The 12,244-nt window shown below is 56.4% G+C and carries 10 protein-coding genes and 1 pseudogene; 2 read left to right on the top strand and 9 right to left on the bottom strand.

Annotated elements, in window-relative coordinates; translation table 11 throughout:
- Nucleotides 1-3: 3 nt before the first annotated feature.
- From ACOQOY_RS08130 to ACOQOY_RS08105, 6 genes and pseudogenes are all read right to left on the bottom strand, one after another.
- A complete protein-coding gene (locus ACOQOY_RS08130) occupies nucleotides 4-1,014 on the bottom strand; it encodes an imelysin family protein (protein ID WP_420584953.1) in 1,011 nt (336 codons plus the stop codon).
- A 3-nt stretch (nucleotides 1,015-1,017) separates the two neighbouring features.
- Nucleotides 1,018-2,559 carry a di-heme oxidoredictase family protein gene (locus tag ACOQOY_RS08125; protein WP_420584952.1) on the bottom strand — a complete coding sequence of 514 codons (1,542 nt, stop codon included), beginning with the start codon at nucleotides 2,557-2,559 and terminating at the stop codon, nucleotides 1,018-1,020.
- A complete protein-coding gene (gene bfr, locus ACOQOY_RS08120) occupies nucleotides 2,519-3,004 on the bottom strand; it encodes a bacterioferritin (protein WP_420584951.1) in 486 nt (161 codons plus the stop codon). The genes ACOQOY_RS08125 and bfr overlap by 41 nt, the downstream gene beginning before the upstream one ends.
- A gap of 178 nt (nucleotides 3,005-3,182) precedes the next feature.
- Complete coding sequence (locus ACOQOY_RS08115) at nucleotides 3,183-4,286, bottom strand: IS4 family transposase (protein WP_420583443.1); 1,104 nt, start codon at nucleotides 4,284-4,286, stop codon at nucleotides 3,183-3,185.
- Nucleotides 4,287-4,370: 84 nt separating this feature from the next.
- Nucleotides 4,371-4,448: pseudogene (locus tag ACOQOY_RS08110) on the bottom strand ((2Fe-2S)-binding protein); the annotation flags it as partial.
- A 125-nt stretch (nucleotides 4,449-4,573) separates the two neighbouring features.
- Complete coding sequence (locus ACOQOY_RS08105) at nucleotides 4,574-5,845, bottom strand: imelysin family protein (protein ID WP_420584950.1); 1,272 nt, start codon at nucleotides 5,843-5,845, stop codon at nucleotides 4,574-4,576.
- Between the two features lie 237 nt (nucleotides 5,846-6,082).
- On the opposite strand from ACOQOY_RS08105, the gene ACOQOY_RS08100 reads away from it, so the two are divergent.
- On the top strand, nucleotides 6,083-6,592 hold the full coding sequence (locus tag ACOQOY_RS08100) for a ZrgA family zinc uptake protein (RefSeq protein ID WP_420584949.1): 510 nt from the start codon (nucleotides 6,083-6,085) through the stop codon (nucleotides 6,590-6,592).
- A 402-nt stretch (nucleotides 6,593-6,994) separates the two neighbouring features.
- Here the strand turns inward: ACOQOY_RS08100 and ACOQOY_RS08095 are convergent, their stop codons facing one another.
- Nucleotides 6,995-8,446: a sensor histidine kinase gene (locus tag ACOQOY_RS08095; RefSeq protein WP_420584948.1), complete on the bottom strand. Its 1,452-nt coding sequence runs from the start codon at nucleotides 8,444-8,446 to the stop codon at nucleotides 6,995-6,997.
- A 265-nt stretch (nucleotides 8,447-8,711) separates the two neighbouring features.
- Here ACOQOY_RS08095 and ACOQOY_RS08090 point away from each other — a divergent pair, with 265 nt between their 5' ends.
- The gene (locus ACOQOY_RS08090; protein WP_420584947.1) at nucleotides 8,712-10,046 is read left to right on the top strand and encodes a cytochrome P450; all 1,335 of its coding nucleotides are present in this window, start codon (nucleotides 8,712-8,714) and stop codon (nucleotides 10,044-10,046) included.
- A 14-nt stretch (nucleotides 10,047-10,060) separates the two neighbouring features.
- Here ACOQOY_RS08090 and ACOQOY_RS08085 read toward each other — a convergent pair whose 3' ends face one another.
- Nucleotides 10,061-11,182 carry a response regulator gene (locus ACOQOY_RS08085; RefSeq protein ID WP_420584946.1) on the bottom strand — a complete coding sequence of 374 codons (1,122 nt, stop codon included), beginning with the start codon at nucleotides 11,180-11,182 and terminating at the stop codon, nucleotides 10,061-10,063.
- 290 nt (nucleotides 11,183-11,472) lie between these two features.
- The gene (locus ACOQOY_RS08080) at nucleotides 11,473-12,213 is read right to left on the bottom strand and encodes an acyl-homoserine-lactone synthase (protein ID WP_420584945.1); all 741 of its coding nucleotides are present in this window, start codon (nucleotides 12,211-12,213) and stop codon (nucleotides 11,473-11,475) included.
- Nucleotides 12,214-12,244: the final 31 nt, after the last annotated feature.

Genomic DNA, 12,244 nt, shown 5'->3' with positions numbered 1-12,244 from the left:
GGGTCAGTCTCCATCCAGCGAATTGAACCCGGCGCTGATACCCAGTGTCGGTCCCAGTTCGGTTGCGGCAATCGCGCGAATATCGTTGATCGCCTGTTGCAGAGCTTCGACCCGCAAGCGGCCCTGAGGGGTAGAGACCCCAGCCAGCGCCGGATCGTCCAGCGATTGTGCACGGGCGATGGCCTTGTCGAACGCGTGGTCCAGATTGGTGGCAATCTCGGGGTGGTCCACAGACAGGCGCGCGGCCAGATCACGCAGGGCGATCAGCGACAACTCCACATGACGCAGAGATCGCCCGGACCGGCGTGCCTCGGCCCTGTTGGGACGGGGGCGGTCGTAAGTCCCCATCGGTCGGCCCAGGCGCGTGTCTGAGGTAAACTCGAGCCCGGTGATCAGAGCCTTGTAGAGTTCCTGCATGGCCTCATCGTCCGACCGATAAGGGCTGTTGTCGCCCGGTCGGGTCAGTGCGGCAGCGTAGTTTTCCCAGCCTCTGTCAATCGCGCGGGCATTGCGGTCGATATCTTTGGCGATGGCCTGAATCAGGGTGCAACGATAGGGCGCGCTACCCTGTTCCGCAAACCGGGGGTCGTATAGCATCTGCTCCAGCGCAAAGAACCCGCGTCCGGCGACCGAGGTTTCGGCATATGCCTCGGGGCTTTCAACGGCGGTGTCTTCCGCGGCGATCAAAGTGGACAGAGCCTTAGGCGTGAACCCTTTGGTGTCGGGCCAGAAGGCCAGCGCAAAGGCGCGGTCATCGACCTCGGACGGGCCAAAACGCAGGTGGCTGACCGTAATCCAGTCGTCAAAGGCCGCGTGATAGGCCGCGCGCAACTCGGGCGACGTCGCAGCGCAATTGGATTGCGCCGTTTGCGCGAGCACAGAGGACGTGTCGGACAGAGCCGCGAAGCCAGGCAGGATATGCCCCGCAACCACATCCGTCAGGATCGGTCCGCGATCCTGCGCCAGCGCAGAAACCGGCAGGGTCAGAACAAGAGCAATAGCTAAGATGCGCATGAGTCAGAGGCTTTCGAGAAAACGGATCAAGGCGTCGCGGTCGGGTTTGGGCAGCGACACGACGGTGTCGCGGGCGGCCTGCGCCTCGCCTCCGTGCCACAGGATCGCCTCGAGCAGCGATTGTGTGCGGCCATCGTGTAGGAATTGCGTGTGGCCTGAGACCTGCTGCGTCAGCCCGATGCCCCACAGGGGCGGGGTGCGCCACTCACGACCCGTCGCGCGGGCTTCGGGGCGGTTGTCGGCGAGCGCTTCGCCCATGTCATGCAGCAATAGGTCGGAATAAGGCCAGATCAGCTGAAAACTCTGCTCGGGTCGGTCCTGCATGCGGTGCGTGACAAAGGCGGGTGTGTGGCACGAGGCGCAGCCGCTATCGTGGAACACCTGCTTGCCGCGCAGAACCTGAGGATCGTCCGCATCCCGCCGTTCGGGAACGCCCAGATTGCGGCTGTAGAAGGCAACCAAATCCATTCCGGTCTGATCGATCTCGAACACCCGGTCATCGCCATCGCCGTGCGGCGCGTTCACGCAATCGACCTGTGCCGGGGTGCAATCCCCGTGACCCGCCGGATAGAGCGGGCTCGAGATGCCAATGTCTCCGACAAAGGCCGCCGCGGATTGTTCCATAATCGTCGGCATCCCGGCCTTATGGCCGAAACGGCCCATCATCGGTGCGCCATACTCAACCGACCAGACGATATTGGCACGGCCCGAGATTCCATCGCCATCCGCATCATCGGGGTCGGCATTGGCCAGCAGGTCCTCGACCGGGATCGCCTCAAGCAGACCAAGGCCGATCATCTGCGGAGCAACGCGCGGGCTGAGCATCGCGTCAGGGTGCAGGGGGCCATATCCCAGATCAGCGGCGGTGTAGGTCGGTTTGCGCAGGGTCACGACCTCACCGTCAGACAGGGTGACGGGGACGTCTTCATAGGCGATTTCAAGCCGGTATTCCGCCGGATGGCCGGGCAGAGCGTGGTCCTGCATCTGCCCGCCGTAATTCGGTTCGGGTTGGGTGGCGAGGTAGTCCGCGATCTCATCATATTCGGCCCCGCCGGGGATCGAGACCCGAAGGAACATGGAAATCGCGTTATCGTCCGGACCATTGGGCGTATGCCCGCGTCCGTCCTTGATATGACAACGCTGGCACGAGCGGGCGTTGAACAGCGGCCCCAGCCCGTCGGAGGCCAGTGTAGAAGAGGGCGAAGACACCCAGATTTTCTTGAACAAGCCGTTGCCGACCTTGAAGTCCAGCTCTTGCTCAAAGCTCAGGTTGCCAGAGGGTTGCGAAAACGCATCCGCGTCAGTGCGGACGCGAACCGTGGCGGCGCCAGCGGGCAGGTCTTCGAACTTTTGCGGTGCGCTGAAATCCGAAGGCGCCTCGGTGACTCGCTCAATGCGAAGGCGCTCATCTTCGGTGCGGGGGGTGAAGTTCAGATGGAGATCCTGCAGATCGGCTGCATGGGATGGGGTGGCTGCCAAAGCAGCCACCGATAGTGCAATAAGGCTATTCGCCTTCGTCCATTTTCGATGCGTTGAGTTGCGCATAATTGGCTTCGCCAATCCTTTCATACAGATCAAGCTGCGTTTCGAGAAAGTCGATATGACCTTCCTCATCGCTGATCAATTGCTCAAACAGCGACATCGAGACATAGTCGCCCGCCTCTCGGCAATAGTCGCGTGCTTCGACATATAGGGCACGCGCGTCGTGTTCGGCGGCCAGATCACATTCCAGTGTTTCCTTGGGGGTTTGGCCGATGCGCAGCGGGTCGAGTTTCTGAAGGTTGGGGTGGCCTTCCAGAAAAATGATCCGCTCAATCAGCTGGTCCGCGTGGCCCATCTCTTCGATGGATTCTTCGCGGCTTTTCTTGGCCATATGGCCAAGGCCCCAGTCTTCCTGAAGGCGGTAATGCAGCCAATACTGGCTGACTGCCGTAAGTTCATGCCGCAGTGATTTGTTGAGGTATTCGATTACCTTGGGATCGCCCTTCATCTGCTTTCTCCTGAGTTGCTCGGGTGCGAAGCGCACGGAGCTGCGTGGGGACTTCCAGATTATCGCTCGATCGCATTGAGTCTAGGAAAAGAGGCATACATCCGCCGCATTCCGCGGATTTCCCAAGCGCATGGTAGATTTTGCCAGGCGTGATAACAGCATATGCATGGTACACGACTCATGGCCAAACGCGCTCCATTTTGGGGCTTGAAAGCGACCGCTTTGGGCAGGTTCGTCGCCAGGCCTGAAGAGCCTTTTCCGGGTTATATAAGATCCAACGTCGGAGCGCGTCGAACCCGACCCTGAACCATGACGTTGCCCGCCGCTTGTGGGCTTTTTTCGGGATCCCCTGTCGGCCCATCGCCTGACTTGCGCATCGGTATGCCCAGGTCATGGCCAGCGCAACGATCGTAAGGAGTGTCGCAAGCTTGTGCGGGTCGGTGATGTGAGTGTCTTCGATATTGAAGCCACGAGTTTTGGCATCTGCGAAGAGGCATTCAATGCCCCACCTTTTGCGATAGAGTTTGAGTGGGTTTTTTGGGGCGTCGATGTTTGTTGCGACCCAAATCAACTCGCCACCTTTGATCCGTTTCCCCTGAAAGCGAAATAGGTTCTTGGGCGTGTGCGCCATGCCGCCCAGCCAGCCTTTCCATTGGCCCTTGCGGCGTTTGCGCAGCAGCGAACGCAACTGGAACCGGCGTCCGTCTTCGGTGTGGATGTGCATGTTTTCGCGTAAGCGGACGACGAATGGAACGTTGTTTTCAGCGAGAAAATCCAACCACTTATCCCCAATGAACTCCCGGTCTGCCAGCAGAGCCTCAATGGAAGATGCCCCGAACACTCGAAGATATCGTCGGATCAACTTCTTGCGTTGCCGCGTTGAGCTATTACCGCTGTTACCCAGAAGCGACCACATCAGAGGCACCTTGAAGCGGCGTGTCACGATCGCCAGAACCAGAAAGTTGATATCGGTCTTGCCCAACTTCCAGTTGGTCCGGTCCAGCGCAAGGAGCTTTGGACCCTTCAGATCAAGCAGGCAGATAATCAACCGCGCAACCACATCTCCATCCAATCGAACATGCTGGAAGAAGCGCTGAAGGCGGCGATAACTCGATGCATGAAGAGCGCTGCCGGGGAACTGACTCGCCAGATGACCAAGGTTCACAGTTCGACCGTTTGCCAGACCAATCAGCATTATGGCCAGGGTCTCCAATCGCGTCTTGCTCAGATCAAAATGTGGGCTTAGCGTTGTCATCAGAGGGGTGAGGAGAAATCCGAACATCCTGAAGATCCTTGTAGTGAAGAATCTTCAATTCGAATCCTTTTCGCCCCTCGTTTCAAGAAGCGTCGTGTACCGTGCAGCATATGGGTCCGAGACGCGCATCCAGTCGATTGCGGCGCGGATGTCGTGGTCTGTGATATTCGTACAGTGGCAGACGATCATAGTGAGTCGGGGCTCAGTTACATTTCTTAGTCAATTAGTCAGTTATTCCGTAAAAGGCCAGTGTCAAGTTGCGACGCGGCTGGGCAGGAGGCGTGAAATTGCCCACGCCTCCTGCCCCGAGGGGGTTACTGGAAAACCGCGTTTGGGTTGTCGAGACTGTCGGACCCTTCAAACTCGATCTGATCCAGATCCAGCGTGGTCACGATGCGTTCGATGGTTTTGGTCTGATCGACCAGACCGTTGACGCCGCCCATGATCAGCAGCTCACCGCCTTCGTTGCCGCGTTCCAGCATCTGGTCATAGGCGAACCCTGCTTCGGCGGTCGATTTGATCCGGCCCAAAGCCTGCATCGTGGTCGACAGCTTGGCCTTCATTTCGGTGTCCAGCGTCGGGTCAGACGCGAGCACCAGATCCGACAATGATGCGCCGGAAACTGGTGTGCCGTCGATGCGGGTGTAGCTGCCCAGATAGACGTTCTGAACGCCCAGACCATCGTAGTAATGGCTGTTGTGGGTGTTGTCCGAGAAGCAATCATGCTCTTCCTCGGGGTCATTCAGCATCAGGCCAAGGCGCATCCGCTCACCGGCCTGTTCACCGTAAGACAAAGAGCCCATGCCGGTCAGGATGGCGGCAACACCTGCGGCCTCATTCTCGGTCAGCGCGGCACGGGCTTCACCGCCTTGTTGCCATTGCTCTGCCATCCATGCCAGATCACTGACCAGCAGATCGGTCGCGGCGCTCAGATACTGACCACGACGGTCGCAATTGCCGTGCGTGCAGGCGTCACCCTGAACATAGTCGGTGTAGGGACGATTGCCTGCACCTGCACCGTGGCCGTTCAGGTCCTGACCCCACAGCAGGAATTCGATGGCGTGGTAGCCGGTTGCCACGTTCGCCTCGATCCCGTCGGCTTCGTGCAGGGTCTCGCCCAACAGTTCGGGGGTGATTTCGGTGGCGTCGATGCTCTTGCCCGACAGCTCGAAACTGGGGTTGGCGATAACGTTCAGCGCGGCAAATTCGTTTTCATCAGTCGGGCCGCCGTAAGACGCGTCAACGTAGTCAATCAGGCCTTCGTCCAGTGGCCAGGCGTTCACCTTGCCTTCCCAGTCGTCCACGATGGCGTTGCCAAAGCGGTAAACCTCGGTCTGCTGATAGGGGACGCGCGCGGCGACCCATGCAGCACGGGCCGCATTCAAAGTCGCGTCGGATGGCTCGGCAATCAAGACGTTCACGGCCTCTTGCAACGCTTTCGCAGCGATCAGGCTGTCGTCGAATTTCGCCTCGGCAATGTTGGCATAGGTGGTGAGAACTTCGGCCTTGGACGGCGCATCCGCCGCAGCGGCTGCTGTGGCGATCCCAAGCGTCAGGACGCTGGAGGCGGCAAAGATTTTGGTCATCGAGAGGTGCTTTCCTGTCAGAAACATATCCGGCTGTGCCACCATGGGGCGGCGCATATTGCGGAATAACTGAGTGAATTAATCAGCTATGTCAACCTGAGTTTTATTGTCGGGAATTTATTTTATTTCCGAACCTCCCCATTTTTGGCGGGGCAGGGAGAGGCCCGTTCGGATTGAAAGCGGTTCTAAACAGATTAAGATATGCCTAATATGTTTGAGTTTTCTGGTGCCGTTTTTATGAAACATCTGTTCCTTGCCTCGACCCTTTTTCCTGCGATGGCCTGCGCACAGCCTGGACAGAGCCATGTACATGGAACCGGGCAGCTGGGTATCACGTTCTCAGGGGCAGAATATTCGTTGTCTTTGACGGTCCCCGCTGCGGATATCTTAGGGTTTGAGCATCAAGCGGAAACCGACGAAGACCGCGCCCTGGTTGCAGGTGCGATATCGGCGCTGTCCGAACCGCTGGACCTGTTTCTGCCGCCCGACGAGGCACTGTGTTTTGCGGTCTCGGCAAATGTTACTCTGTCGCAGGCGGGGGCGGAGGCTGAGGGAAGCCAGGAATATCACTCTGAATTTAGGGCCGAGTATCAGATACAATGTCAGGTGATCGAAGAGGTCGACCATATCCGGTTCATTTATTTTGAGCGTTTTCAGAGAGCCGACAAACTGACAGTTTTCATCGAGAGTGCCGGAGCACAGAAAACGCATAACGTCAGCCGTGCGACCCCAAGCCTGTCATTTTGACAGGGCTTTCGGCCCGTAACCGGACCCAGTTCAAAACAAACACCCGCTTTGTCGGTCTGCGGGCAAATGACCTTAGTTACGCTTCGCGACGTCGAATCGCCCGGAATCTTCCTCAACGGGATGACAGTTTTCTATTCGCTTATGCTTTGTTTCCAATATTTGCCGCTTTGAGCGGGTAAAGGGCGCCAAATGATGGAAACTCTCCAGTTCAGGCAGAACATCAGCTAAATATAATTGCATGAGTTAGTCACCTTTTCGGGTGACGCGGTAAACCGAAAGAGTTGGAAGTTCTGCTGTTTCGGAAGTGTATTGGGTAACGAGTATGTCGTTCCGGTGGTGTCGCCGGGACGACATTTCTTTTTCAGCCGGCCAAATTCAGTTTGAGCAATCGGATGACTTTCATCACGTCGCTTTCGCAACGCTGTGCTGGTCGGTTCTGGGCAACTCCCGAACGTCCGGACGGGCAACGTTTCGGGGCAGTATGGGAAGTTCGATGAAGAATTCGGTGCCTTCGCCAAGCTTGCTTTTGTAGTCAATTTTACCGCCAAAATGCTCGACAATTTCTTTTGAAATGTTCATCCCAAGCCCCGTGCCGCCCACGTGCCGCTCATCCGATGAGTCAATTTGCGAGAAGCGGTCGAACACCTTGGCCCGGCTGCCTTTAGGAATACCAACACCTTCGTCCTTCACAAAGATGCGCACCTGAGATCCGGCTTCTTCGCAGCCAACAGTGACCTCGCCGCCGTCAAACGAAAATTTGGCTGCATTCGAGATCATGTTGGCCAGAACCTGAGACAGCCGCGTTGCGTCCCCTTTGATATACACTTTGCCGGAGCCGCGAATATCTTCGGCGATTTCCACGTTATGTGCGCTGACATATCCCAGATTGCAGGAAATCGCCTCTCGCACCAGTTCGTGGACATCAATGATGCCTTCACGGTAATTCATCTCACCGGCTTCCATCTTTTGAATGTCCAGCACGTCATTGATCAGTGACGCAAGCCGTTCACTGTTCTTGCCCGCCAGTTCGACAAGGTTCTGCATGGACTCGGGAACCGGACCCAATGCGCCGGAATTGATCAAATCCAGCGATCCTTTGATCGACGTCAGGGGCGTGCGCAACTCATGGCTGACGGTCGAAATAAACTGGGATTTTGCGATATAAGCGGCCTTAGTCCGTTCATGCTCTTCCCTGAGTTTTTCAAGTTGCTCAAGGTTTCTGCGATAGAGCCTCAGGTAAACCAGTGAGCAGTCGATCAGGAAATACATCACAAAGATGACGGTGAAGAATTGCAGCCACAGGTCTGAGGACAACTCGGGACGTTCGACCCAGATGTCTTTGACGACAATCACCATGAACGACACGCCATACATGGCCAGTCGCACTGCCATGGCCCAGACGAACTGGTGGTTGTTCATGGCCGCAAACAGGGCCGCCGCGAACAGGAAGAACAAGGGGGTGAAATGCCCTCCGGTCGGCTGTTTGAAGGCCACCGAGACGGCGTAGAGGCAAATCGCAGTCGCACTGAGGATTGTGTTCAGCAGAATCCAGGCAACCATCATGGCAATTGCCTTGTGCTGTTCCGGCTTGAGACGCGGCACACGTTTGGCGAGCAGCAGGTCCTGTACCTCGCAAACCAGAATGATGCCGTAGAACAGCAAGGCGTTGATCGGGTCGAAGAAGAACCCGGTCAGAATGGTTGTGGCCAGAAAAATAGCCTGCCGCTGCCACAAGAGCGCAAAGCTCATGGCAGTGTAATCCTTGATGTTTTGCAGCAACCGGTTTTCCGGCTCGCCCTTGGGGCGATCTGGCTGCGCTGGATCGGTGGCGGTCATCCCAAAGTCTTTTTCCATGACGTCTCAGAAATGCCATATCCGAACAATGAGGACGTAGTTGGTCGGAATTGGGTTCACAGTTTGGCAATAGTTTCGGACGCTGCCGCCAATTGTTGAGTTTGATGACGGCGAATTTTGCCGTCTTTTGTTGCCTAAGTGCCTACACCTGCGCCAAATTTTCACGAATTCGTTGCTAAGGTGGCTTTTTTGTATCTAAATTAAGGCAAGGCAGGCCAAAAACACGTGAAGGAACAGCGCTTTGACCGCGTTTGGAATGACGAAAATGAAGCAGTTCGACGTCACTCCGGTATCGGCGCGACTGGCGGAAAAACCTGTAAGCCTGATTCAGTTTGCGCGATCCGCTGGCCGGAACATGCTGGAGGTCATTCCCGCTGAGACCCTGCGTGAGACCTACGTGCGCGGCCCGCTGAATATTCATTATATCTGTGATCCGGAAATGATCACTGAATTGCTGGTCGGGCAGGGACGGTCCTTTCCAAAGGCTAAGTTCACGAAAGACATCATCGGATCGGCGGTAGGCAATGGCCTGATCTTGTCCGAGGGCGACAAGTGGCGTCAGCAGCGCCGCAGATACTCGCCTTTATTCGCGGCCAGAAACCTGCCGGTCATGGCCAGGCATTTTGCCGAAACGGGCACAGAAGTGGCCGAGTCGCTGGCCGAGCATCCGGGGCCAGTCGACATGGCGCAGGTTGCACCGGCATCGACCCTGACGAACATTTCACGGGTGATCTTTTCGGGAAATAAAGAAGTCAGCTCGGAACAGATCCGGGTAGGACTGATCGCCTATTTCAACTATATCTCGGACCTGTCGCTGTTTGATCTGATGGGATTGCCGAAATGGCTGCCGAGGAAAAAGTGGCTTAGCAGCAAAGCCCCGGTCACAACGATGCGCGACCTCGCGCGGCAGGTGATCGAACAGCGCCGGGCTGAAAACCGCGCTGAGCCTCTCGACTTTCTGGATTTCATGATCGAAGCGCTGAAAACGGATTTCGAGGACAAGGAAACAACGGTCGACAACCTGCTGACCTTCGTTGTGGCCGGTCATGAAACCTCGGCCAATGCGCTGGCCTGGGGGTATTACCTGCTAGCGCTGAACCCGGACATGCAAAACCGAATTCGCACTGAAATCCGTTCAGCGCGCCCGGATGGACTGATCGAGTTCTCGGACCTTGAGGCAATGCCCTTGCTGCGCGCCCATGTGAAAGAGACACTGCGACTGTACCCGTCTGCCGCCTTCTTTGCCCGCGACGCCGCTGACAGCGTCGAGATCAAGGGCGTGAAGATCGAAAAAGGGGATGCGCTGTTCTATCCCGTCTACTCGCTGCATCGGAACCAAAAGCTCTGGGATGAGCCCGATCAGTATCGGCCAGAACGCTTTATGGGTCCGGCTTTGCCGCGTGGGCAGTATATCCCGTTCGGAGACGGTCCTAGAATTTGCATCGGCGCGCAATACGCTGAAACTGAGATCATGGTTCTGATGGCGTCGGTTCTGCGCCGCGTCAATTTCTCATTGGGTGACGCGCCAATGCCCGAACCGGTTCTGACCTTTACAATGCGCACCAGCGGCCCACTGATCCTTGAGGTCGAGCAGGCCTGAAAAGGCAACCAAGCTTATTTGCGATCAAGATAGGTGGTGTCGCCGTACATTTCACGCAGCACCGTATCAAACAGTCTGCCGGTCGATTTTTCTTCGAGGATAGGTGTGTTTTCCAATTTCATATGTGTGTGTACAGCCGCGCTTTTGCCAAGCGCGCTCTCCCTGCTGTTTACTTTTTCCAATGCTTGATTCATCGCTGCAATCGCGCCGGACTTTGAGAACGAGCGCATGGAGACCGGCGAACTCATCACTGCGCTCAGACAGCCATCGCTGACGGCCTGCTTTAAATCTCTGTTCAGAATGTCTTCAGTGGGAAGCTGACTGGTCAAGCCACGCCCATGCGTAACAATGAGAAACACGCCGCTTCCCCGGTAACAGAATACGCCTTCTGTCCGGTGTGAAATCACGTCTATGCGTTGAGCAATGTCAGAGATCAGGCGCCGGAACGCACCGAATTCGATCAGATCAAAACGGTATTCTGCACCTTGCAGTTTAACCGCCGTCACCCACGAGTCGCTGCGGCGGCCACGGGAAAGCTGATCAATATAGTGGTCGAACTCGACATAGCGCAAACAGCGTTCGAGCCCTTCGATCGACAGAGGGTCTTCAAAGCTGAACTGCTGATTGAATTCCAGTTCGTTGCGCAGGTCCTGTATCGAGGCCGAAGACGTTTTGGCCCGAATCCGCTCCATCATCAAAAGATGGGCGGCGTTCATCCGGCTGCGCAGTTCGAAAAAGTCGAAAGGCTTGGTGATATAGTCAAATGCACCTTCCAGAAACGCCTCTTCGATGTGTTTCTGATCGTCCATCGCGGTCAACATGATGACCGGCGTTTCCAGATTGCCCGGAGTTTTTCGCAGCTGCCTGAGTAGTTCGATCCCATTGGTGCCGGGCATCTGAATATCCAAAAGCAGACAGTCGAACGGGGCTTCGGCGGTTTTTATCATTTGCAAAGCCGCATCAGCCGAAGCGGCAACCGATACGGCGCAGTTTTCCAGCTCGGGCAGGGCGGATTGCAGAAGCTCCAGGATGCTTGGCTCGTCATCGACAACCAGCACGTTGAGCGTCACTTGCCTCAGCGCGCGGAGTTCCAGTTTGTTCTGAAACCGATCATGGCCGAGGGTCGAATGTCTCATGACTGATAAACCACGTTTACTCTGTTTAACAGGGGCAGATTAGGAGGCGAGTGGGACGAAACAGCGGCAAAACAGCAGAAAAACCGCGTCAAACGCGGTATTTTCTTGACCTTAATTTGGCATTTGCCGTGCTGATGCCACGGTTAAGAGGGGGCGGCGCCCGATTCTGTGGTGGGGGTCAAAAGGAAAAACTACGGCGATCCAGCGGTGTTATAAATACCGATGGGCTTCGGGGTCACTGCCCGAAGCAACATGGTTCATGTGAATATGACCATTGCGAAGGGTCGCGCTTACCTGTCGATGTTGAACAGGACCGACTGGCTTGCCGTGCCATCAATCGAGAATTTCGCGCCGACAGGCGAGGCCTCAACCCCCAGTCTGCGTGACCACCGCGCCCAGATGGCAGGAACTATACCGAGTATGCTTGAGGCACCGCCCTCTTTGGCCGTGACTGTCATTTGGTGAAACAGTTCCTGTTGCACCTGTAACCTGCGCGCGGATGAGACGTTGTCAGTTACAAAAAACCGGGTCGCCTCCCAAACATTTGGTTTCACCGGCGCATCAAAGAACAGAATGTCCGTTGGCATCCCCTTCAGGATGCCCTTTTGCGCGTCCCGCAGCATGTAGCTGTATATTCCGCACTGCGCCGTGCTTGGTAACAGCCGCACGCCGCCAAGAACCTCGCCGAACTCATGCAATACGACCCATTGACAGGCCGGAGTGTCATATTGGTCGAACTCCATCCCATCCGCTTGGCCGACCTGCCATTTTAGCCGGTCAATAAAGATGGTTTTCCGCATCTCAAGGTATTTCGCCAGCAAAGTGCCGTGTTCGTGGATGTTACGAAAGCTCATTGTGGTTGCGCGCACGTCTCCAAGCGCGCCCTGCGGCGTCGCGACATCGCGCTGGGGCGCGATCGAATCGTGTTGCTCCACAGCCTTTGGTGCGGCCGAAGCGTCATTGGCAGGGCTTAGGTCGGGAAAGATCTCCGACGCTGGGAATGCCTGCTCATACCTGAGTGGTCTGTCCATATTTTACTCATAATGTCGGCACACTTATGAC

This window comes from Ruegeria sp. (assembly GCF_965221235.1).
Lineage (GTDB): Bacteria > Pseudomonadota > Alphaproteobacteria > Rhodobacterales > Rhodobacteraceae > Ruegeria.
Note: the sequence above shows the minus strand (reverse complement) of the source record. Positions and strands in the feature narration are given on the sequence as shown.